Source organism: Gemmatimonadota bacterium, assembly GCA_040388535.1.
Classification (GTDB): domain Bacteria; phylum Gemmatimonadota; class Gemmatimonadetes; order Gemmatimonadales; family GWC2-71-9; genus Palsa-1233.
This window is the reverse complement of sequence record JAZKBR010000001.1, coordinates 347,126-368,748: the sequence shown is the minus strand read 5'-3', so window position 1 is coordinate 368,748 and position 21,623 is coordinate 347,126. Positions and strand designations below refer to the sequence as shown.

General features: G+C 66.5%; 19 protein-coding genes. 4 read left to right on the top strand and 15 right to left on the bottom strand.

The window, feature by feature from the left end; translation table 11 throughout:
• Positions 1 to 18: 18 nt before the first annotated feature.
• Genes V4558_01710 through arsN2 form a run of 4 tightly spaced genes read left to right on the top strand, consistent with a single transcriptional unit; the run spans position 19 to position 4,297 of the window.
• Positions 19 to 2,154 (top strand): hypothetical protein, encoded by a 2,136-nt coding sequence (locus V4558_01710; GenBank protein MES2304190.1) that lies wholly within the window; start codon positions 19 to 21, stop codon positions 2,152 to 2,154.
• A 41-nt stretch (positions 2,155 to 2,195) separates the two neighbouring features.
• Positions 2,196 to 2,522 carry a metalloregulator ArsR/SmtB family transcription factor gene (locus V4558_01705; protein MES2304189.1) on the top strand — a complete coding sequence of 109 codons (327 nt, stop codon included), beginning with the start codon at positions 2,196 to 2,198 and terminating at the stop codon, positions 2,520 to 2,522.
• 51 nt (positions 2,523 to 2,573) lie between these two features.
• Positions 2,574 to 3,395 (top strand): arsenite methyltransferase, encoded by an 822-nt coding sequence (locus tag V4558_01700; GenBank protein MES2304188.1) that lies wholly within the window; start codon positions 2,574 to 2,576, stop codon positions 3,393 to 3,395.
• On the top strand, positions 3,392 to 4,297 hold the full coding sequence (arsN2, locus tag V4558_01695) for an arsenic resistance N-acetyltransferase ArsN2 (GenBank protein ID MES2304187.1): 906 nt from the start codon (positions 3,392 to 3,394) through the stop codon (positions 4,295 to 4,297). Before V4558_01700 ends, arsN2 begins: the two co-directional genes overlap by 4 nt.
• Positions 4,298 to 4,300: 3 nt before the next feature.
• Here the strand turns inward: arsN2 and V4558_01690 are convergent, their stop codons facing one another.
• From V4558_01690 to V4558_01620, 15 genes are all read right to left on the bottom strand, one after another.
• A complete protein-coding gene (locus V4558_01690) occupies positions 4,301 to 5,155 on the bottom strand; it encodes a c-type cytochrome (protein ID MES2304186.1) in 855 nt (284 codons plus the stop codon).
• Positions 5,152 to 5,715, bottom strand: coding sequence for a hypothetical protein (locus V4558_01685; protein ID MES2304185.1), 564 nt, complete (start codon positions 5,713 to 5,715; stop codon positions 5,152 to 5,154). The genes V4558_01690 and V4558_01685 overlap by 4 nt, the downstream gene beginning before the upstream one ends.
• Before the next feature lie 8 nt (positions 5,716 to 5,723).
• Positions 5,724 to 6,335, bottom strand: a complete 612-nt coding sequence (locus V4558_01680) for a hypothetical protein (GenBank protein ID MES2304184.1) — start codon at positions 6,333 to 6,335, stop codon at positions 5,724 to 5,726.
• 14 nt (positions 6,336 to 6,349) lie between these two features.
• On the bottom strand, positions 6,350 to 6,709 hold the full coding sequence (locus tag V4558_01675; protein MES2304183.1) for a sulfite exporter TauE/SafE family protein: 360 nt from the start codon (positions 6,707 to 6,709) through the stop codon (positions 6,350 to 6,352).
• Positions 6,710 to 6,728: 19 nt separating this feature from the next.
• The gene (locus V4558_01670) at positions 6,729 to 7,667 is read right to left on the bottom strand and encodes an alpha/beta hydrolase (GenBank protein MES2304182.1); all 939 of its coding nucleotides are present in this window, start codon (positions 7,665 to 7,667) and stop codon (positions 6,729 to 6,731) included.
• Complete coding sequence (locus tag V4558_01665) at positions 7,667 to 10,447, bottom strand: TonB-dependent receptor (GenBank protein MES2304181.1); 2,781 nt, start codon at positions 10,445 to 10,447, stop codon at positions 7,667 to 7,669. Before V4558_01665 ends, V4558_01670 begins: the two co-directional genes overlap by 1 nt.
• Positions 10,448 to 10,494: 47 nt before the next feature.
• Positions 10,495 to 11,559 (bottom strand): hypothetical protein, encoded by a 1,065-nt coding sequence (locus tag V4558_01660; GenBank protein MES2304180.1) that lies wholly within the window; start codon positions 11,557 to 11,559, stop codon positions 10,495 to 10,497.
• Positions 11,556 to 12,638 carry a hypothetical protein gene (locus V4558_01655; protein ID MES2304179.1) on the bottom strand — a complete coding sequence of 361 codons (1,083 nt, stop codon included), beginning with the start codon at positions 12,636 to 12,638 and terminating at the stop codon, positions 11,556 to 11,558. Before V4558_01655 ends, V4558_01660 begins: the two co-directional genes overlap by 4 nt.
• A 71-nt stretch (positions 12,639 to 12,709) precedes the next feature.
• Positions 12,710 to 13,888 carry a hypothetical protein gene (locus V4558_01650; protein MES2304178.1) on the bottom strand — a complete coding sequence of 393 codons (1,179 nt, stop codon included), beginning with the start codon at positions 13,886 to 13,888 and terminating at the stop codon, positions 12,710 to 12,712.
• Positions 13,879 to 15,063, bottom strand: a complete 1,185-nt coding sequence (locus V4558_01645; protein MES2304177.1) for a hypothetical protein — start codon at positions 15,061 to 15,063, stop codon at positions 13,879 to 13,881. Before V4558_01645 ends, V4558_01650 begins: the two co-directional genes overlap by 10 nt.
• On the bottom strand, positions 15,053 to 16,126 hold the full coding sequence (locus V4558_01640; protein ID MES2304176.1) for a hypothetical protein: 1,074 nt from the start codon (positions 16,124 to 16,126) through the stop codon (positions 15,053 to 15,055). Before V4558_01640 ends, V4558_01645 begins: the two co-directional genes overlap by 11 nt.
• On the bottom strand, positions 16,119 to 17,213 hold the full coding sequence (locus tag V4558_01635; GenBank protein ID MES2304175.1) for a hypothetical protein: 1,095 nt from the start codon (positions 17,211 to 17,213) through the stop codon (positions 16,119 to 16,121). The genes V4558_01640 and V4558_01635 overlap by 8 nt, the downstream gene beginning before the upstream one ends.
• A 14-nt stretch (positions 17,214 to 17,227) precedes the next feature.
• Positions 17,228 to 18,595, bottom strand: coding sequence for a M28 family metallopeptidase (locus V4558_01630; GenBank protein MES2304174.1), 1,368 nt, complete (start codon positions 18,593 to 18,595; stop codon positions 17,228 to 17,230).
• A 77-nt stretch (positions 18,596 to 18,672) separates the two neighbouring features.
• Positions 18,673 to 19,920 carry a DUF1501 domain-containing protein gene (locus tag V4558_01625; protein ID MES2304173.1) on the bottom strand — a complete coding sequence of 416 codons (1,248 nt, stop codon included), beginning with the start codon at positions 19,918 to 19,920 and terminating at the stop codon, positions 18,673 to 18,675.
• A complete protein-coding gene (locus V4558_01620; protein MES2304172.1) occupies positions 19,920 to 21,611 on the bottom strand; it encodes a DUF1800 domain-containing protein in 1,692 nt (563 codons plus the stop codon). The genes V4558_01625 and V4558_01620 overlap by 1 nt, the downstream gene beginning before the upstream one ends.
• Positions 21,612 to 21,623: the final 12 nt, after the last annotated feature.

The window sequence follows — 21,623 nt, the reverse complement described above, 5'->3', positions numbered from 1 at the left end:
CGTGGAAGGAACGCAGTGATGGATGACTCGGGAGGTGGCTCAGCGGCGCTGATCCACCTCTCCTGTTTCGGTGGCTTCCGGGTCACTGCCGAACGACCGCTTGGCGCGCTCTTTCTGCAGCCGAGTGGGGTGGCAATGCTGGCCGTGCTCGCCGCGGTCGCTGATGCCGGCGTCAGCGTGGAAGAGCTGCGCGAGCTTGCCTGGGGGGAGTTGCCTGAGGCCGAGGGGCGCGCGGCCGTCGCCCAGGCGCTCACGGCACTGTGGCGGGGTGGAAACGGTGATTCGCTCCTCGCCACCGGCAATCTCGTGGCGTTTCACGGCGATCGAGTCACCACCGACGTCTCGCGCTTTCGTGACGCGTGTGCAGGCGGTGACACCGCCACCGCGCTCGCGATCTATGAGGGTCCGTTCTTCGACGGTGTCGTGCTGGATGTCGGCGAACGATTCGCCGAATGGCTTGAGGCAACGCGGGCGCAATTCAATACCGAGTATCAGGAGCTCAGTCGCGCGGCTCGGCGCGCCGCCAGGGCCGCCACCAGTGCGCCCGACTGGAACGCGCCGATTGCGCTGGCCCTGCCTGAGCCAGAAGCTGTTGCCGATGAGCCGACGGCAGCAATGGAATCCGTGTCTCCGACCGAGGCGGAGAGCGCACCAGCCCCGGTGATTGCCGAACCTCTCGGCGTGGCCGCGGCAGACGAGACGGAACTCCCCCGTCGATCGAATCGTCGCTGGTTCGCCGTTGCAGCAGCGGTGCTGTTTCTGGCCGCAGTCGGAGGGCTGCTCTTTCGTCGCGATTCCCCCGCCGCGTTCGGCCAGAAGGCGCTCGACCGCGGCGACGACGATGCGGCAGTGGCGGCGTATGTGCTCGCGGTCACGGCGCATCCCCGCGACGCCTGGCTCTGGTACCAACTCGCCCGGAGCGCCGATGCGCAGGGGAATGGTGCGCTCGCAGACTCTGCGGCGACGCGTGCGGACTCGTTGCGCAGCACCCTCGATGCAACGCGCGCGGCGCTGGTCCACGGCTTCGAGCGCTGGCGCGCCGGCTCCACCAACGAGGCACTGACCACGCTCGATTCCCTCGCCGAAGCGGCCCCCGATTCACCGGAGGTTGCCGCAGCCCAGGGCGAGATTGCCTATCGTTCCGGCGCACTGGTTGGTCGCGCCCCAATGAGTGCCCGGCCCGCGCTCGAACGCAGTGTGAAATTGCGGCCTGCCGCCGCAGGCTGGCAGCGCCTGTTGCAACTCGCGCTCGCGGCGCACGATACCGCGCTGGCGCAACGAAGCTATGCTGGCCTCCGGGCTGTCATGGGAAGCGCTGCCGACAGCACCTTCGGCTGGATGCGCAGCGCCTGGAGCGACGACACCCTGCCGTTGCAACGCGAGGTCGCGCGTGCAGCAACCTTGCCCGCAGCCGTACTACTCCGTCGCGCCAGCTCGATCGGCTTCGATGCGGGTCGCACGCTCGAGGCACTCGACTTCACCGCGCCGCTGCTCGGGCCGACTGCTCCGCGTGACTCCCGCGTGCAGGCGCGGACACTGCGTGCCGCGCTCTTTGGTGCGGTGGGTGACTGGACGCGCGCTGACTCGGAACGCGTGGCGATGGAGCACGATTGGCGCTGGGGAGCGCTCGAGCTCGAGGTCGCGATGGCGCTCGCGCCCTCGCGAACCACGCGTCCGGCCGAATTGCGCACCCTGCGCGAGCGGGTGATGCGCTTCGTCGTGGACAGCAGTGAATCGACGGGAGGTGATTCGCTCTTGCCGCCCTCGAGTCGTACCCTGCGGCTCTATCTCGCGGGTGAGCTCTCGGCCCGGCTCAACGATGCGCGCGGGGTGCAGAGCGCGATTGATTCACTGGCGAGTCCGAAGCTCGGTGAACTCACGCTGCCACGGCGCGGCGGCAGCTATGCGCTCTCACTCCAGGCACTGCAGCTGCTCGCCCGCGGTGACAGCGCGGCGGCGCTCGCGCGACTCGAGCAGCTGGTGTTCACTGCGCCAGCGGGAGCGCATTCCCAGCTCTGGGTGAACGGGTCGCTCGAGCGCCGCCGCCGGGCGGCTCTGCTCGAGTCCGCCGGCCGGCCGGGTGAAGCGGCACCCTGGATTGCCGCATCCGCCGCTTACCCGGTGGATCTCCTGTTCGGCCCTGCCATTCGGTAGCGGGTATTGACCCATCAAGAAATATTGATTAGAGTCTACGGGTGACCACTTCACTCGCCTCCAGCCGGCAACGGACCGCCGCCTTGGCCCATGCGCTCTCGGATGAGACCCGGCTCGGAATCATCGAGGCGTTGCGTCACGGGGAGCGCTGCGTCTGTGACCTGGTCACCGATCTGGATGCGGCCCAGTCGCGGCTCTCATTCCACCTCCGGGTGCTCCGCGAGGCGGGACTGGTGACCGACCGTCGCGAAGGGCGGTGGAGCTTCTACACCCTCGCTCCCGAGGCGATGACCGAGCTGCACGACGCTGTCGTAAGTCTGCGTCCGATTCATACACTCCCGGTGCTCGGCGGCGGTTGCTGTGGCTAGTCTCCTCTTTTTTTCGCTGATACATCAACGTTTTTTGATGGAGTTGTCTCGATGAGCGATTCTGAACTCACCACGATCGTACGCGAGCGCTACAGTGAAGCGGCCCGCCAGGCCGCTGCCGGATCGAAGGCCAGCTGCTGTGGCACCGGCAGCAGTTGCGGCGCCGACCCGATTACTGCCAATCTCTACTCCGGCGCCGAATCGGCTGAGGTTCCGACTCTCGCGGTTGCGGCCTCGCTCGGTTGTGGCAATCCGACCGCGCTGGCCGAACTTCGTGCCGGCGAGACCGTGCTCGATCTCGGATCGGGTGGCGGCATTGATGTGCTGCTTTCTGCGCGGCGCGTCGGTCCGACGGGGAAGGCGTACGGGCTCGACATGACCGATGCGATGCTCGAGATCGCGCGTGCGAATCAGGCCAGGGCGGGGGTGACCAATGTCGAGTTCCTCAAGGGCGAGATCGAGGCCATTCCGCTCCCGGATGCATCAGTCGATGTGATCATCTCGAATTGCGTCATCAACCTGTCCGGCGAAAAGTCGCGCGTGCTGGCCGAGGCCTTCCGTGTCTTGAGGCCGGGTGGTCGCTTCGCGGTGAGTGACGTACTCACGCGCGGCGAGATTCCCGCGGCCGTACGCGACAGCATGGCGCTCTGGACCGGTTGCGTGGCCGGTGCGCTCGATCAGGAGGAGTTCGTGCAGATGCTGACAGCGGCTGGCTTCGCGGATGCCAGCATTGAGCCGACGCGCGAGTATTGCGGCAGCGATGCAGCCCAGATTCTCGCCGACGCCGGGCTCGCCGGCCAGATTGATCCTGCAGAAATCGACGGACACGTCTTCTCCGGCTTCATCCGGGCACGGAAGCCGGAGGTCGCGTGAACATCAGGGTTCGCGCGGCGCAGGCTCACGACCTTCCCGCAGTGACCGCACTGCTCGCCGAGGCAGAGCTGCCTCGCGATGGCGTGGCCGAATCCTTCGGCGATTTCTTCGTGGCTGAATCGGCCGGTGAAGTCATCGGCGCCGCGGGCCTCGAGATTCGCGGGCGCGACGCACTGCTGCGGTCGGTCGTCGTTGCACCGGCCGCGCAGGGGCACGCCGTGGGCCACCAGCTCACGGCACGCGCCATCGCAGAGGCCCGGGCGCGCGGACTCGAAAAGGTCTGGCTGCTCACCATCAGCGCGATCGGATTCTTTCCGCGCTTCGGATTCCGCCAGGTTCCTCGCGAGAAGGTCCCCGACGCATTGCAGGCAACGGTGGAGTTCCATCACGCCTGCCCCGCGACTGCGGCGGTGCTGGTACGGCGCGCACAGCCGCTACGGGTGCTGATACTCTGCACCGCGAACGTCGCGCGCTCTCAGCTCGCCGAAGCACTGTTGCTCCATCGTGGCGGCGACCTCGTCATGGTGGCGAGTGCTGGTGCGGTGCCGGGCCGCGCACCACACCCGATGGCAAGGGAAGTGCTCGCCGAACGAGGGATCATCTGGGAAGGAAAGCACTCGAAGGGAATCGATGAGGTCGCTTCGGCCGGGTGGGATCTGGTGATCACGGTCTGCGACGCAGCGCGGGATGCCTGCCCCATCCTGCCGGGTGCGACGATGGTGCACTGGGGTCTGGAAGATCCGGTCTCCGCGGGTGCCGACGACGCAACTCTGCGGCAGGCCTTCCGGGAAACCGCGGCGGCGCTGGATACCCGGTTCGCCGCCCTACTCGAGTTGCCGCTCGCGATTCTCGACCACCAGGAACTCGCGCGCGAAGCTGCGGCTATTCACGCGCGGAGCTGAAGTCTAGGGCTTGGCGGGGCCGCGTCCGGCGGTCGTGGGATACGCGACATCGACCGGCGGGTCGCCCTTTGGCCAGTCGCGTTCCTTTCCCACGAAGTCTGGTCGTGGGCGCGAAACGATATACGCCGCGACGTCGACCGCTTCGGCGTCGGTGAGGGTAACGGCGCGGTCGTAGGGCATGTTGTGGCGGATGAACGCTGCGGCCGAACGGAGCCGCGCCATTCCTGCGCCGATACCGAATGAGGCGTCGCCCCAGGTCGGCGGCGCGAGCGGCGTTCCTTCACCATTGACCCCGTGACAGCGGGCACAGGTCGACGCAAAGATCAGTGACCCAGCGAGCGTGTCCCCTCCGGTCGCTTCGCCCAGCGGCAACCCCTGCCCGGGGACCTTCGCTCCCACCTTGATGCCGCGTGAGACGAACGCCAGATAGGCGACGATGTCGCGCATCGCGGGATCATCCCAGGCGAGCGCGGTCCCCACCAACGAACGCTGGAAACAGTCGTTGATGCGGTCTTCGAGCCGCGAGACACTGGCCGAGCGTGAGCGATACTGCGGAAAGCGCGCGTAGACGCCAGTGAAGGGAATCGCGTCGGGCCGTCGGCCATCGTCGAGATGGCAGGAGGTACAGCGCAGCTTGTTGCCGACGTGGTCCGGGAGCGAATCGCGCGTGGCGGAGAGGATGGCGTGACCGCGCCGGATGCTGCGCCCCAGTTCGCCGTCGGGAAGCGGCGATCCATCGGGCGTGCGGAATGAATCGGCGGCGGTGAAGGTGTAGGCGGCATCCGCAGTCTTCGGCTTCGGCGGTGGTGCGGCGCAGCCAGCCAGCAGCAGCAGGGTCGCAAGATGGCGGTGATTCATTTGATCAGGGCGTAGCTGCAACCGTGTTCCTGCGCCATCGCCGTCGCGGCCACCACGGCGGGTACCAGCACCACCCCGGGAAGGAACGACGCGATCAAGTCGGCACGGACTGCGTCGGGCGCTTCGTTACGCTTTCGCGCCAGCGAGGTGCTCAGGAAGCGCATCACATTGTTGCAGAAGAGGAAGATCGCGCCGCGTCGTTGCAGTGCCGGGACAGCAACCCGGCTCCACGGGTCGGTCGTCGCTTCCGATGCGAAGATATTGCGCACCGCTGGCTTCGCGGTCAGCGGATCGGTCGCCACTTTCCCCATCCGCTCGCCGAGGGCGTACTTCTCCCAGGCGGCGTCGTTGAAGGCGATCGGGGCCGATGATCCGTGGAGCGAGAGCACGACCTGGGCCTCGCCCGGTTTCGCGGCGTAGGCATCGCGCATCGTGTCGAAGAAGTTGGCGGCGCGATTCAATGGCGTGGCCTGCTCGCCGAATGCGTGCACGTCGAAAAGGATCCGGTGCCGGGCGGTGAGCCGCGCGAGCCAGCGATGGTCGAAGTCGGAAGGGGACATGGCGTTGGTCACCCGATGTAACTGCAGCCGCGCTCCTGCGCGAGCGCTGCAGCCGCGATCATTGCCGGCACGACCACGATGTTCGCCAGGACGCCGGCTCGCAGGTCGGCGTAGATCTTCTCGGCGTCGCCACCTGGCTGGGCAGCGGCCAGTTCACGACTGCCGCGACGCATCGAGTTGTTGCATACGAGGACGATCGCTCCGCGCTTCTGGATCTCGGTGAGCGCCCGCGTCCTGACCTCGACATCGTCGACACCGACGACTTTCCCCAGTTGATGGCGATTCCAGCGCTCGGGATCGATCGCGAGCGGCCAGGTCGCGCCATGAAAGCCGATCACGACTTGCACGTCGCTTTCTGGGGCGCCGTACCCATCACGCATTGCGTCGAGGTAGCGGCCCGGATAGCCGAAGGCATCGCCGCCGTTCCACGCCGGGGTATCAAAGAAGGTGCGGTGCTTCGCCTTGAGCTGCTTGAGCCAGTGATGATCCCAGTCGGCCGGATCGCGACGGCTTTCCGCCGCGAGGGCGGGCAGGGCGGCGGGAGCGGCGAGGGCCGCCCCGGCGAAGGCGAGTCCGCCGAGGAAGCGACGGCGCGGCAGTGGAGCGGGTGGGTTTGTCATTGGGGAAAATTAGCCTAGGTGACCTTGATCCAGGTGCGCAGCGCCATCAGGCCGAGAAAGACTGCGAAAGCGCGCTGCAGAGTGACAGGAGTGAGTCCCTGGGCGAAGCGTGCTCCGAAATAGACTCCGATCGCGATGCCGAGGGCGATGAGCCCAGCCGCGCGCAGGTCAACGTGACCGGCCTTCCAGTATTCGCGGACGCCAAGCAGGCCAACCGGTAGCAGCAGTGCCGCGAGCGAGGTGCCGACGGCAATATGGATCGGCATCTTGCCCACGGAGACCAGCGCGGCGACGATGACGACCCCGCCGCCGATCCCGAAGAGCCCGGAGAGTACGCCGGCCGCAAGGCCGACGGCAAGAAAGAGCAACGGCATAACTCACTCCGTGGTGATGTCAGTGACGACAGTCCTGCTCAAGAAAGCGGCGCACCGGCGGAGTGATGACGGTATCGCGCCCGAGCAGGAAAAAGACATCGGTGTGAGCGTAATTGCCAACATCGGCCAGAGTGGTGGGTACGCCCTTCGACCGCAGGAGATCGACGAAGGCCTGTTGCCGGGATCGGCGCTCTACGTCGCCCCGCAGGACGACCAGAAAGGGGCCAAGCGGCTTGCTGGTGCGAGCGATGACGGCGGCAGAGGCACTGGCCCAGTTCGCCGGGTCAGCCGAAAAGATGTTGCGAAACTCCTCGATGTCGTCCGGGTGGTCCGCGAGATAGGCGGGGATGTCGTAGAGGGCGATCTCGAGCGACGCAATACAGCGGATATGCGAAACGTCCACGCCCGCGCTTTGCAGGAACCCGGGGCCGGCCCCCAGCACCGCGACGATTTGCGCTCCGGCCGAAAACCCCATCAACGCGATGTGAGTCGGATCGCCACCATACTCGGCAATGTGCTGCTCGATCCATCGCACGGCACGTGAGACATCTTCGCCGTGCACCGGCCAGGTGACACCCGGTGTCGAACCATCGGTGAAGAGCGGCGAGAGTCGATAGTTGACCGAGACCAGCAGGTAACCGCTTTCGGTCGCCAGTTTGGCCATCGACTCGAAGACTTCCTCCTTGTCCCCCCCGCGCCAGTCGCCTCCGTGGACCCAGAGCAGCACGGGTCGGGCGGCGCAGGTCACGCTGGCATGCGGTCGGTGGACGTCGAGCGAGAGCAGGTTCTGATCGGCGCCCGCCAGCACGGCGTACGGGATATCACGTGCGACATCCCAGGAGGTTGCGGCGTTGCAGGGATCATCGGCGAGGGTGGTGGGGCCGGTCCCGCCACCACACGCGAGGAGCAGACACCCCGCACCGAGCATGGCCAGCAGCCCGATGCGGGGTCCTGGCATCAGAAGAGGACTTCGAGCCCGAAGCGCATCAGGCGCGGCGGGCCGTAGACGAACAGGGGCTGGGTGAAGTCACGGGCTGCCGCCACGTAGAGTGGCAGCAGTTCGCTCTGTCCCGCGATGACACCGTCATTGTTGAGGTCGGCCGAACGACGATAGCGGCTCGATTCATACGGGATCGGGTTCGGATTGGCGTTGTAGGCGTCAGTCGCCAGCTTGGTGATGGTTGCCTCCGACGCGAACGGACTGCCGGTGTCGCGCCGCACCGACGTCTGGTTCCTGGTGTTGAGAATGTTGCGCGCGTCGAGGTAGATGCCACCCACCATCGAGCCGAACTTGACGGGCCGGCGGAAGAGCATGTCGAGCGTGTACTGCGCCGGGAGGCGCGAACCATTCGGCTCGGCCACCAGATTGTCGCCGGTGATATCGGTTCGGGAGTAGGGGAGCCCGGAGCCGTAGCGGAGCACGGCGGAGGCCAGCAGTGAACCGAAGGGGCGCACCCCCAGAACGCGAGGACCGAAGGCGGGGTTCAGCTCGCCGTCGAAGGTCGCGATGAGCGAGAGCCGTCGATCGTAGTCCAGCGGGAACGATGCGCGTGCCGGAGCCGCGAGGGTGTCGTGAGTATTGGGGTCAATCTGCACCAGTCGGCGCAGTTCGAAGGCATCGGTGACCGTGGCCTCGGCCCGCTGGAGCACGGCAGCGATGCGGGCGCCCCACCCGTTGGTGCGGGCACGCTCGAAGATGAATTCGCCGCCGATCACGTTGCCCACGTCGGCGTTGACGAACTGCGCCGAATCAGGATTGACGCCGATCGGTGCCGTGGCGACGAGTCCGTCCAGTTGCTTGGTGTAGATGTTGACCCGGAGCGAGGTCTGTTCACGGAGCCGGATACGGGCACTCAGCTCGAACTGGGTGGCCGACTCGAAGCCCAGGTTCGGGTTACCCTGCCGGAAGCGGCCAGTGCGGGTGGTGTCATCGAATGCCGCGTCGACCAGGAACTGCAGGTCGGGGGCCTGCGAGAAGCGGCCGATGCTTGCAACGACCGTGGCGCCCTTGAGCACGGTCGAAACGGCGACGCGCGGATTGATCGAACTGCGCGCGCCGAGGCTCTTGTTGCTCGCAGCCAGGTCGCCCCCGGGATCGAAGCCATCGTAGCGCACGCCGGCCGTGAACGCGAGATCACTGGTGCGGGCTTGGGCCTCCACGTACGCACCGCTGATGAGCGGCTTGAAATTCGAGGCCGTTGCGGGAGGCGTGGTGCCGCCCACCGGGCGATACGCCTGCACTCGCTGGAAGGTCTTGACGTCCTGCGCGGCGGCGAGTCCGCCGACGTAGAGCTCGGTGTGATCGCCAATGCTCAGCGACATATCAAGTTGCGAGCGCAATTCCGAGAAGCGATTCCACGCCAGTTCGCCCTGCGGCGCGCCGCCGAGGAAGAACCCTTGCACACCATACGGAGTGTTGTCCGAGAAGCGCGGCGGCTCGAAACCGCTCAGCGCCGACCTCGCCGCGATGGTGTCCTGGCGCTTGGCGAGTTCCTCGCCCTGAATGTGGAGACGCTCGCCGGTGAAGGCACCGAACTTGTAGTCGGGCGCAGTCACAGCGCCGCGCACGAACTCCTTCGAGAAATAGCCGATGCGCAGATCGCCCACCTTCGGGCGTGCCGTGTTCGTCCCCGGGAGCAGTTGCACATGTCCAGTCAGCAGCAGACCGTCGACGCGACGGCCCGGTGCGAAATCGGGATCGTACTTGTAGGTCTGATCGTAGAGATACCGCTGCTCGGTGGTGCCGAGGGCGAAGAGCCGCGACACGACTCGCTGACTCAAGGGAATCGTCAGCTTGCCGCCCACCGTGTAGGTCTCGCCGCTGTTGTGTGGCAGCGGAGCCGGCGTGGTGGAGCGTGGGTCGCGCGGGTCGGTTGGCTTTGGCGCGTTCGCCGGATCGGCATCGAGCCGGCCGGAGAAATCGAGGATCCCGACCGCGGTCACCTTGCCGAATAGCGGGCCGTCGGCCTGCAGCACGAGGCGATCGAGGCCGAGGTCGCCACTTCCGCTGAGCGGGCGATCGGTCTCGTAGGCGGCCCGCCCTTGCCAGTGATCGCCGCCGTCGCGGGTGATCACGTTGATGATCCCCGAGAGCGCCTGCCCGTACCGCGCCGAGAAGCCATTGGTGATCAGTGATGCCTCGGTGATGATGTCCGGTGGGATCCGGATCCCGGGGCCGCCGGTGGAGGCATCGAGCTGGTTCTTCACGCCGAAGCCATCGAGCAGGAACGACTGCTGCCCGACGCGCCCGCCGCGGTAGCTCTCGCCGACAACGCCGGCCTGCAGGGCGAGGGCGTCTTCGAGCGAGGAGACGGGCAGACGGCGAAGGTCGGCCTCAGTGATGCGCTGCGCTGTCGAGGTGGCGAGCGGATCCAGCACGGGGTCTTGCACGCCGACGGCGCGCAGTTCGGTGAGCTGGACGGCGATTGGCGCGAGGTGCACGTCGGCCCGGGTGAATTCATCCGAGCGTACCGCGATCCCTTCTCGCTGGGCCGAGCGAAATCCCGGGATGAGGACTTCCAGGCGATGCAGGCCAACCGTGACTCCGCGAATGCGGTAGTTGCCGAGCGTGTCGGTGGTCGTGGCACGACGACCGCCATCGATCCGTACCTCGGCGCCGCGAAGCACTCGCCCCGTTGCGGCATCGGTCACCGTGCCAACGATTCCGCCGACACTCTGGGCCGAGGCACCAGCGGCGAGTGTGGCGACAAACAGGAGCAGCAGGGTCAACGAGCGCATGGCGCCTCGCCAGGTCGGGGTGTGCGCGGGGAGAGTCATTGAGTCCTTCACGGCAGGAGGTTCCGGAAGAGGTAGAGATCGCCGGTCTTGGGAGAGCCTTCCCGGACCACGACGTCCGGGCCAGTGGGCGACACCCTGGCTTGGCGCCATTGCGTCGAATAGGTGAGCGTGAGGGTTGTGGCGGGGCCACCCGACGTTGAAATCCTCAGCAGCTTATACAGGTCGTCGAATTGCGGTGGCGGGTTGAGATCAGGTTCCTGCTCGAAGGTCAGGACCACGCATACCCCGCCTCGACAGCTGAGGTCATCGATCCGCTTGGAGAGCGCATTGGGAAGCGTTGTCAGTACGGTGAGTGGTCCACCGCTGCGGGGCAACTTGGAGATCGTCAACCCGTTGGTGATCACCAGCGACGCGCCCCCGTCAGCCACCGCAAAGTGACTGGCGCCGAGCGTTCCCTCGATGAGCTCCATGGCGGCACCGTTGCCACCGATGGTTCCCCGCACCACACCGAGCGGGTTGAACACAGTGTCACGCAGGGCGCAGCCGGGGCACTGTGGCGCCAGGGTCAGATCGGTGGCCATTGCGACGAATTCATCCGGCCCCACCCAGGTGACGTCGGTCAGCCAGTTCGGTCGCAGACCGCCACCCACATCGCGGGGCAGCGTCAGGAGCGTGCGTCGACTGAACGGTGCGGCGGTGTCAGCGTGGAAGAGGGTGATGTTGACCGGCAACTGTCCGATGGGGAGTGACGCCCCCACGAGGTAGAGCAATTCGCCGTCGTCGGAGAGCGCCCCCGACGCAATGGTCTCGGCCGAATCCGCGTGCCCCGGGCGGTTGTCGCAGAGCGTGAAGAGGCGAGTGCCCCCGGCCGCCGGCAGGATCGCGAGACAGCGATCGTGGTCGGCGCGCGAGGGATCGGCAAACGAGTAGAGGATCCCCTTGCCGTCGGCTGTCCATGACGCGCCATACTCGGCATCGCTGTTGAACGTCAGCCGCAGCGGATCGGCGCCGTTGTAGGGGCCTTGCTGGTCGACACCCGCGCTCACGAACGGCTCGGAGTGGCCGCACGCCGACAGCGCCAGGACGAGCATGGTCAGGACTGGGCCCCTCACGGCAGCAGATTCCGGAGGAGATAGAGATCGCCGGTCTTCGGTGGACCCTGGCGAACGACCACGTCGGATCCCGTCGGTGAGACCTTTGCCTGCAGCCACGGAGTCGAGAAGCTTTGCGTCAGGATGGTGGGGGCCCCGCCAGCCGTCGAGATCCGTTGCAGCGTCCAGAGGTCGACGAAGAACGGCGGCGGAGGCTCGGGCTCGAGTTGCTGCTCATACGTCAGCACCACACACGCGCTGCCTCGGCAGCTGATGTCGTCGATGCGCTTCGAGAATGTCGCGGGCAGAGTGGTGAGCGTCGTCAGCGCGCCGCCGGCCCGCGGCAGCTTCGACAGCGTCAGCCCCTTGGAAATCACCAGCGACGCGCCACCGTCGGCCACCGCAAAGTGGCTGGCGCCGAGCGTTCCCTCGATGAGCTCCATGGCGGCACCGTTGCCGCCGATGGTTCCCCGCACCACACCGAGCGGGTTGAACACGGTGTCACGCAGGGCGCAGCCGATGCACTGTGGCACCAGGGTCAGATCGGTGGCCATCGCGACGAATTCATCCGGCCCCACCCAGGTGACATCGGTCAGCCAGTTCGGTCGCAGGCCGCCACCTACATCGCGGGGCAGCGTCAGCAGGGTGCGTCGACTGAACGGCGCCGCGGTGTCGGCGTGGAAGAGGGTGATGTTGACCGGCAACTGTCCGATGGGGAGTGACGCTCCCACGAGGTAGAGCAATTCGCCGTCGTCGGAGAGCGCCCCCGACGCAATGGTCTCGGCCGAATCCGCGTGCCCCGGGCGGTTGTCGCAGAGCGTGAAGAGGCGAGTGCCCCCGGCCGCCGGCAGGATCGCGAGACAGCGATCGTGGTCGGCGCGCGAGGGATCGGCAAACGAGTAGAGGATCCCCTTGCCGTCGGCTGTCCATGACGCGCCATACTCGGCATCGCTGTTGAACGTCAGCCGCAGCGGATCGGCGCCGTTGTAGGGGCCTTGCTGGTCGACACCCGCGCTCACGAACGGCTCGGAGTGGCCGCATCCCAGCGCGGCCAGCACGGCGCTCGCCAGCAGCCAGTGGTATGTCCTCGGTCGTGGCATAGATACCCGGGGGAAAGGGAGGCACATCGCAGCAAGCGATCCCGTTCGCGGATCGTCCGCCCTCGTCTGTTTCACGAGCAGGTGCAGGATCCGTTGTTGCCGAGACAGTAGCTGTAGAGATCCGTCGTGAAGCTGAACTTCTGCACAATGCGGTGCTCGACAATCAGGCGGCAACCATCGGGCGACGCCGCCATCGCCCCGAACGCGGCGAGAGCGCCGAGGGTGTAATAGTCCCCTGTCGTTGCGACCAACGAGGAGACGACACCATCACCTGGCCCAACCAGCTTGATCGTCGATCCCGGTGCGAGGCCGAGTGGCGGATCGGGCCACTTGATCGTGTTGCGCTGCTGGTAGTTCTGGGCGACGAGCGCAATGCGGCCTCCGATCCGAACCGGGTCACGCACGATCCGGCGCGCAGGGACATTGGGTTCGGTGTACACCACTCGCCTGGTGCCGCCCGCCACGGGGACCGAGTAGAGGCGGACATCGTCGAGTCGAGTGAAATACAGGGAGTCCCCGGCGGTCGAGAGATCGAAGCCGCTGGCACTGTCGGTGCCTGCGACTGCCGTGAAGACCGCTCCGTTCCCCGAGATGTCACCTCTGAGAATGCCGACCCCCAGCGCGAAGGTATCGCTTTTCACCTCATTGAGGGGATTTCCGAAGACCGTCTGGTCGTGGACTTCCACAAAGAAGGTGGTGGGGGACGCCCAGCGGATGACGCCGAAATGATCGAAGGAAAGGCCGGCGGTGACCGTCGGTGTGGCCAGCAGGACTCGCCCGGGGTATGGCGCGGCCAGAGTCCCCAGGCGAAGCGCGCCGGTATTGACGATGAGGGCACCGACGGTCGAAGCGTACGCGCCGTACAGGAGGGAGCCATCGCCTCCAACGGCCGCGTGCTCGAACGCATCAGTGCTGTCGAGTCCAGCGGTATTCAGGCGGCAGAGCTCGTTCCTCGTGCCCCCGGAGGCCGGCATGATGCCGATGCAACGATCGACATCCGGGCGGCTGAGTACAACCGGTGGGAGTGGCTTGAACGGCTGGAAGGAGAAGAGCAGGGATTTGCCGTCCGGACTGAAGGAGGAGACGAGATCCACGCCGTCGCTGTAGGTGAGCCGTGTCGGCGCGCCTGCGAGCAAGGGGCCCTCCTCGCCGGGCGGTGTACCGGTGACAAAGGTCTCGCTGTGCCCGCAGGCCGTCAGGGTGAGCAGGGTCATTGCGAGGGCGCGTCGGGGGTGCGAAGTCAGGAGCACACGCAACTCCCGCCCGTGCCCAGGCAGTAGGAGTAGAGGTCGGTCGTGAACGAGGACTCCTTCACGATGCGGTGTTCGACCACCAGGCGACAGCCATCGGGCGAGGCAGCGAGGGCGCCGAAGGCCGCGAACGAACCCTGCGTGCTGTTGGAGCCGTTCGTCGCGAGGAGGCTGCTGGCGATACCATCGCCTGGGCCGATGGCCTTGACCACCGATCCCGCGCCCAACCCGAGCGGCGGCTGCCCCGGTGGAAACTTCAGGTTTTCGCGTTGCTGATAATCCTGACCAACAACGGCAACGCGATTCCCGATTCGGACCGGGTCACGGAGGTAGCGACGCGTCGCACCGTTCGCGGGTTCGGTGAATACCGCCCGGCGGGTCCCGCCGGCGATGGCGACGACGTAGAGCCGGGCATCATCGAGGCGAGTGAAATAGATCGAGTCCTTTGCCACCGAGAGGTCGAACCCGCTGGCGCTGTCGGTGCCCGCGACCATCGAGAAAGTCGCCTGGCCCCCGTTCAGCTCGCCACGAAGGATGCCGACTCCGAGCGGAAATGTGTCCGACCTGGTGTCGTTGCCGCCATTGCTGAAGATCTGTTGATCGTGCACTTCCACGAGGAACGAGGTTGCTGAAATCCAGCGGATCGCGCCGAAATGATCAAACGAGAGCCCCGACACAAAGTTCGGCGTGGTCAGCAGGACCCTGCCCGGATATGGGGCGTCGACCGTGCCGAGTCGCAGCGCGCCGGTATTGACCGCGGGCGCGCCAATGCGGGAAGCGTAGGCCGCATAGAGCAACGCGCCATCACTGCCGAGCGAGGCCTGTTCGAACGCATCGGTGCTGTCGAGGCCAGCGTTGTCAGCGCGGCAGATTTCCCGCCGGGAACCGCCACCAACCGGCATGATGCCGATGCAGCGATCGACGTCGGGCCGACTCAGGGTGGCCGGCGGCGGTGGCTTGTACGGCTGGAACGCGTAGAGCAGCGTCGCGCCATCGGGGCTGATCGACGCAACGAGATCCATGCCATCCCCGTAGGTCAGGCGTGTGGGCGCGCCGACCAGTAATGGCCCATCCTGGCCCGGCGGTGCACCTGTCAGAAACGGTTCGCTGTGACCACATCCGGCGCCTGCCATCAGGAGGAGCAAGCCGATGCGTGGCGTTGTCCTACTGCGCACAGCCACTGTTCCCGGTCGAGACGAGGTAGAGGTTGGTCTCAAAGGTGAGTCCCATGGGTCGAGCGAATTCGGCGAGTGCGCGACAGCCGTCGCGTGAACCGGTCACCGTCCCGAACCCCGAGGCGCCATTGAGTCCGTTGCGGGCGACCGCGCTGGTAGTGCCGGTCGTCTGGTCGAGCGCGATCACCTGATCGCCCAGCGCAACCAGGAGCCGCGGGCCGGCACGACTGATCGAGAAGATGCCCCCGGCCCGGGTATACACCACGCTCGGCGTCCCGCCACTCAGTGGCACGGACAGGATGGTGCGGGAGCGGCCGGTGGGTGCTGCCGGGTCGTCGGATTGGGTGAAGTAGATCGAGTCCCCCGCCGTTGAGAGCACGAAGTCGCTGGCGTTGAGCGTGCCGGGAACGACCGAGAAGGTACCGCCGCTGGCGGTGATGTGCCCATCGAGCAGGGCGTAGCCAATGTATATAGTGTCGCGCTTGGTGCAGCTTGCGCAATGCGGGATCACGGTTTCGTCTTCCGCAACGGCGAGAAAATGGTCCGGCGCGAGCCAGCGCATGCGACCGATGTGATTGAAACCCACGCCCGAAATATTGTTGGGGAGCGAGAGGAGTCGTCGCGCCGCAAGGGGCGCGGCCGTGGTGGCGAGATCGAGCTCGCCATCCAGCAGCGTGAGCATGCCGATGTTCGAGGTGTAGTGTCCGTAGAGGAGTTGCCCGTCCGGGCCGGGGGCAGGTCGGTCGAAGGCATCGCGCCGTTCCTCCTGCGCGGTCGACGTGAGGCAGAAGTCCTTCCGTGTGCCGCCGCGCCCCGGCATCTCGGCGAGGCAGACGTCGCCGTCTGCCCGATCTCCCGGCTGGAACGAATACCAGATGCTGGTTTCGTCTTCGTTCCAGACCGCCCAGCGATCCATCCCCTCGTCAAACGTGAGTTGCGTCGGCGTCGACGACGTGAAGGCGTCCGCGAGCGGTGGCATGATCGGAGACTCGAACGGTTCGCTGTGGCCACACGCCGACAGGACGCCGCCGAAGACCAACAGCATCGTCAATCGGTCAGACACAGGGTGCGCCTCCGATCCCCAGTCGATAGAGGTCCGTCGTATGCGCGAAGCCCTCGGCACGGCGGAACTCCGCCAGCAGCGTGCAGCCGTCGCTGCTGGCGCTCACCATCCCGAAGCCGCTCGCGCCGCTGATGCTTCCGGCTCGCGCCAGATTGGTGAGCGTGCCGGCGGTGAGATCGACTGCGTTGATGGCTCCCTTGGAGGTCACGGCGAGTCGCCCGCCAATCCGCGCAACGGAGTAGATCGTATCACCAGGCGTGCCGGTGTAGACGATTCGCGCCGTTCCCCCTCCGACAGGAATCACGAAGATCCGGTTGGAGCGCTGCGGTGGTACGACGGGGTCGTCATCCGTCTGCGAGAAGTAGAGCGAGTCCCCCGCCGAGGAGATGGCGAAGTCGCTGGCGCTGATGCTGCCGGGAATCACGGCGAAGGCCGCGCCGGTCGCCGTCAATCGTCCATCGATGAGCGCACTGCCGCGGTAGATGGTGTCCTTCGCCGCGCAACTGCCGCAGATGCGACGCACCGACATGTCTTCGCCCACGAAGATGAAGCGATCGGGAGCGAGCCAGCGAATGCGGCCGATGTAGGTGAAGCCGACCCCGTCGATGTTGGTCGGCAAGCGCAGCAGGGTGCGCGCCGTGAGCGGGCTCGCCACATCCGCCAGCAGCAGTGAGCCGGAGTCGGGGAGAAATGCGCCGATGTCTGACGTAAAACGGGCATAGAGGAGCCGTCCACCCGGCCCCGGGGTGGGCTGATCAAAGCCGTCCCTGACGTTCCGGGTGGCGAAGTCCAGCAGGCAGTATTCGGTTCGGGTTCCCCCGGCCGCCGGCATCGAGGCGAGGCAACGATCGCCGTCCGTACGCTCGACCGACTGGAACGAGAACCAGAGGGTCCGGTCGTCGGGAGCGAGCGTGGGAAAGCGATCCTTGCCGGTGTCGAAGGTGAGACGAACCGGGTCATTCGCGGCCAGCGGTCCCTCCTGCTGCGGAATGCCAGCCACCACGTAGGCGTCGCTGTGCCCGCACCCCGTGAGCAGCAGGCTTGCGAGGAGGAGAGCCCGGTTCCGCATCGAGGGGGGAAGCGGCATGGCACTCCTGCGGGTCAGCGCACGAAGGAAGGGAACTGGATCACGGATTCGTGGCCACCCCGGCCGACCGCGGCGACCCCAAAGTAGAAATCGTCGATCACGACATTCTGCAGGGTAATGAGCGTGGTGCCGACCGGGACCCAGCGCCAGTTTTGCCATTGGGGGGAGGTGGTCTCCCGCCAGTAGACCTTGTAACCCAGCGCCGAGTCACCTGGGGCCGGCGTCCAGGAGACTGAAGTCGAAGGACTGACCGCGCCCTGCACCCGGACCTTGCCCGGGGGGGCGGGCGCCCAGGCGAGTGACGCCAGGACGACCGCGTTGGCCCCGGTCAGGTGCGCTGCATAGTCGAAGTTGACACCGCTCACGACATCGCCGAATTCGCGACCGTTCTCGCTGCGAACATCCTGGTGCTGGCGATCGTAATTTTCGTGCGTCTCCATGATGCGGACGGCCGGCATGCCGAGATCATTGAACGGCTTGTGGTGTCCACCGCGGCCAAACCGATCGAGACGGTAGATCATCCGCGGCTGCATCGCCGGCATGTGCTCCCGGACCACGCGCTCGATGTAGCGTGCCAGCTGGCGCGACGGGCCATCAACTTCGCCGCCATAGCTGCGTCGCGCGCGCCGGTCCGCCTCGGTTTCGGTGACCGGCACCGGCTCGGAGAAGATCCGGAAAGAGCGGTTGTCCATCTCGCCATTGATGCCTGAGACGTTGCCGATCATGTCGTTGTTGAGCACGGCCTCGACGACCCAGGCGCTGTCGACAAACTCCTTGGCGAGCGACGTACCGCCGTAGAGCCCCTGTTCTTCGCCGCTCAGTCCGGTGTAGATGATTGTCTTGCCGAATTTGTAGCGGGTCAGCGTTCGCGCCGCTTCGAGCACGCCCGACATCCCGCTGGCGTTGTCGTTGGCGCCGGGAGCATCCTTGGTGACGTCGTTGCCGTTGCTGTTGCGGGAGTCGATATCGCCCGACATCATCACGACGTGGCCGGGGTCGGTGGTCCCGCGCTGGATGGCGATCACATTGACCACATTCACGTCGGGCGTGGTGCGTGACTCGGTCGCGGTGCCTTTCACGATTGATTGCTGGTAACGTACCTCGAGGCATTTCCCGCAGGCCGCGCTGATCCGCTGGAACTCCGCGAAGACAAAGCGGCGGGCGGCACCGATCCCCCGGCTGGTGGAGAGGGTATCGGAGTAGGTGTTGCGAGTGCCGAATCCGGCGAGGGTGCGCACGTCGCGCTCGATCATGGCACTGCGGGGCGCCTGGGCGATGGAGTCGAGCCGGACGTCGAAGGCCGGCGGCGCGCCCTGTGCGACGATCGGGGCGACGCCAACGGCCATCAGCACTGCGAGGCGAGCGGCAGGAAAGCGAAACACGAGCGGGTCCGGTGTGGAGGGATCCGGAATACTACCCCGCTCGAAGCGTGATGGCAGCGGCGACCGCCGACCCCCGGCTAGCCGAACATCGCGAGCCGGCTTCCAGCGGTGAAGCCGGGGAAGACGCTGCCCAGGTCGGCCGCCCCAAGATGGCCGGTGAGCACTTCGCCGAACACAGCCCGGAAGTCGGTGGTGACGGCGAGGTCGCGGCCCTCGTGCCGCGCGTCGGGAGCGAGGGTCGGCCAGCGGCCGTACACCTGGCCGCCGCGCACGTCGCCGCCAAGCACCATCATGGCGGTGCCGTGTCCGTGATCGGTCCCGCCGGTTCCGTTTTCCTTCACCGTGCGACCGAACTCGCTCATCGTGACCACGACGACATCGCGCATCCGTTCACCGAGATCGGCGGTGAATGCGCCCAGCGCACCAGCGAGTTCATCGAGTCGCGTGGCCAGCTGACCCTGACCACTCCCCTGGTTCACGTGGGTGTCCCAGCCGCCGACATCGGCGAAGGCAACCTGCATCCCGAGGTCGGCCTTGATGAGCTGCGCGATCTGCTGCATTGACGTGCCGAGCTTGCCGCGCGGATACTGGGCACCATTGGCGGGTGGAATCGCGGTCGGATCGGCGGCCTTGAGCATCTTGATTGCTTCGAAGCCTTCCGCCGATGACGACGCGACGAGGCCCGTGGCCGCGCCCTGATACAGTGATTCGAACGCGCGCGTGAGTCGCTGTTCCCCGTCGGCGCGGGCGGCGCGCATCCCGAAGGTGCGGAGATCATCGATGGCGAGCGCCGGCGCGCTTCCCGCCAGCGTGCGCGGCAATTGCGGTCCGAAGGCCACGGCGCGAAAGGGTGTCTCGGCATGTTCGCGTGCGTGAGAGCAGTAACGATTCGCCCACCCGTCGGGTGTGCTCTTCCGATCCGGGGTGCCGCTCTCCATGTAGTCCTGGGCGTCGAAGTGCGAACGTGTGGTCGACGGCGAGCCGACGGCGTGCACGATCGCGAGCGACTTCCGGTCCCAGAGCGGCTTGAGCGGAGCCAGGCGCGGGTGCAGGGCGAACATGCCGTCGAGCGAGATGAGTTCGTCCTTCGGCAGGGCGATGCGTTGACGCTCCTGCCAGTACCAGCTGTCGCCGGCAGGCACGATCATCGAGAGACCGTCGACGGCACCACGTTGAAAAAGACAGACCAGCGTCTTGCCGCCCGCCACGCCGCGTCGCAGGTCGCCAAGGGCGTAGGCCGCCCGATCGAGGAAGAGCGGATCGGCGCCAAGCGATACCATCGCGAGGCCGCCGGCCTGGATGAAGGCGCGTCGGGAGATCGTCATCACTGCCTCTGGAATTCAGGGCCGCCGAGCGCCAGGCCGACCGCCAGTGCTCGTGCGTCCCGTGCATTGTTGATGTCGGCGATTTCGCGCAGGATCGTGGTCCGGGTCTGGGCCGTCATGCCGCCGGCGAGAATGGCGCGGTTCACTCCGTCGACCAGGACAACGTGATCGGTGGTCAGCGGGACGACCCGATCGAGATCCACCATCGCGCCGGGAAGCCGACCCCCGGCAAGCGCCACGGCGAAGTTCATCCGCGCCAGCAGTGCACCGCTGTTGACCCATTCGCTCTGGCTCTCCGGATAGCCATTCGGCGTCGTCATCTGGAAGAGTGGTTGCCCCAGCTTCGCCACCTGTTGCACCAGCCGGGGCGTGGCATCGGGCTCGCCCCCCACTGCGCGGAGGGCCGAGACCACGAATTCGAGCGGCGTCTTGACCTTGCTCTGCACGTTCGCCGCAGCCCAGAAGTCGGGCGAGTAGAGAATGGCGCGCACGACCTCCCGGATTTCGCCACCACTCTGCTTCCACGCGCGGACTGCGTCGTCGATACAACCATCGGGCGGAACATCGGCCACGAAGCGGGCGCAGAGCTTGGCGCTCACGTGATGCATGGTCGCCGGTTGCTCGGCGAGCAACTTCAGCAGGCGCATCCCTTCGTCCTCGCCGTGCCCCGCAGGAAACGCAACCCCGAGGACGCTCTTGGCATTGCGGTCATGAGCCCCATCGAGAAAGCGATATTCGAAATTGCTCCGACGATCCATTCCCCAGCCGGTGAGGATGCGCGCGACATTGCCGACGTCCTGCTGGCTGTAGCCGCCATCCACTCCGAGCGTGTGCAACTCCATCAACTCGCGGGCATAGTTCTCGTTGATCCCCTTCGGCATCCTCGCCTTCACCCTCTCGACCATCGCCGGGTCCGGTTGCCGTGTCCTCCCGAGGCCGCGGGCCGCGCCGGCCCGCCCCGCGAACCGCCCGCGCCCGGCCGCCGCCTGCATCCGCCCAGGTGCGAGGGCCTGCATCGAGGTGCCATCGGCGACGCTTTCGACATTATCCAGATAGAAGAGCATGGCAGGACTCTTCGCCGTGGCCGTCAGCAGCGTCTCGAAGCGACCGAGCACATTCGGCCGGATGGTGTGCTCGAGGTAGTCGGCGAAGTAGGCGCGATCGAACCCCTTGCCGATGAAGACGTTGAAATGGTTGGTCCAGAAATCGGCGAGGACTTCAGCCAGCTGGTGATCCGATGATGTTGCGCGCAGGAGCGTGACGCTCATCAGTTCGGCATTGAGATCCCGCAATTCCTTCTTGCCGCCTGTGGCGCGCTGCTCACGCCTCTCCGCATCCGCCGCCGGGCGACGCATCGAGTCGGCACCGCCGGCCTGTGCCTTGAGCGCCTTGGCCAGCTGGTCAGTATGCATCGCGACCATGTCGCGCGCGGCGGTGTGGAGCACGTCGTAGCCATCCTCGCGCGCGGCGAGTGCCGGGTCGCGCGGATCGCGCACGGCCAACTGGCGATCGATCCAGCGTTTCACCCCCTCTGTGGCGATGGCGTCGACCTCGCCGGGGGTGGCACCATAGCCGAGTCGATTGAGCACATGGCGGGCGGAATCGCGTGGGGTAAGTGGGGCCTGCGAGGCCGCAGGGAGCACAGCGGCGAGCAGCAGGCCGAAGGCGGCGAAATGTCGGTATCTGGTCATGGTCTGGAGACG

What these genes read in the sequence shown, in the direction of transcription:
- V4558_01710 (MES2304190.1), top strand. Translation starts at nt 19, where the DNA reads ATGGATGACTCGGGAGGTGGCTCAGCGGCGCTGATCCACCTCTCCTGT.
- V4558_01700 (MES2304188.1), top strand. Translation starts at nt 2,574, where the DNA reads ATGAGCGATTCTGAACTCACCACGATCGTACGCGAGCGCTACAGTGAA.
- V4558_01690 (MES2304186.1), bottom strand. Translation starts at nt 5,155, where the DNA reads ATGAATCACCGCCATCTTGCGACCCTGCTGCTGCTGGCTGGCTGCGCC.
- V4558_01685 (MES2304185.1), bottom strand. Translation starts at nt 5,715, where the DNA reads ATGTCCCCTTCCGACTTCGACCATCGCTGGCTCGCGCGGCTCACCGCC.
- V4558_01680 (MES2304184.1), bottom strand. Translation starts at nt 6,335, where the DNA reads ATGACAAACCCACCCGCTCCACTGCCGCGCCGTCGCTTCCTCGGCGGA.
- V4558_01675 (MES2304183.1), bottom strand. Translation starts at nt 6,709, where the DNA reads ATGCCGTTGCTCTTTCTTGCCGTCGGCCTTGCGGCCGGCGTACTCTCC.
- V4558_01670 (MES2304182.1), bottom strand. Translation starts at nt 7,667, where the DNA reads ATGCCAGGACCCCGCATCGGGCTGCTGGCCATGCTCGGTGCGGGGTGT.
- V4558_01665 (MES2304181.1), bottom strand. Translation starts at nt 10,447, where the DNA reads ATGCGCTCGTTGACCCTGCTGCTCCTGTTTGTCGCCACACTCGCCGCT.
- V4558_01655 (MES2304179.1), bottom strand. Translation starts at nt 12,638, where the DNA reads ATGCCACGACCGAGGACATACCACTGGCTGCTGGCGAGCGCCGTGCTG.
- V4558_01635 (MES2304175.1), bottom strand. Translation starts at nt 17,213, where the DNA reads ATGCCGCTTCCCCCCTCGATGCGGAACCGGGCTCTCCTCCTCGCAAGC.
- V4558_01625 (MES2304173.1), bottom strand. Translation starts at nt 19,920, where the DNA reads ATGACGATCTCCCGACGCGCCTTCATCCAGGCCGGCGGCCTCGCGATG.
- V4558_01620 (MES2304172.1), bottom strand. Translation starts at nt 21,611, where the DNA reads ATGACCAGATACCGACATTTCGCCGCCTTCGGCCTGCTGCTCGCCGCT.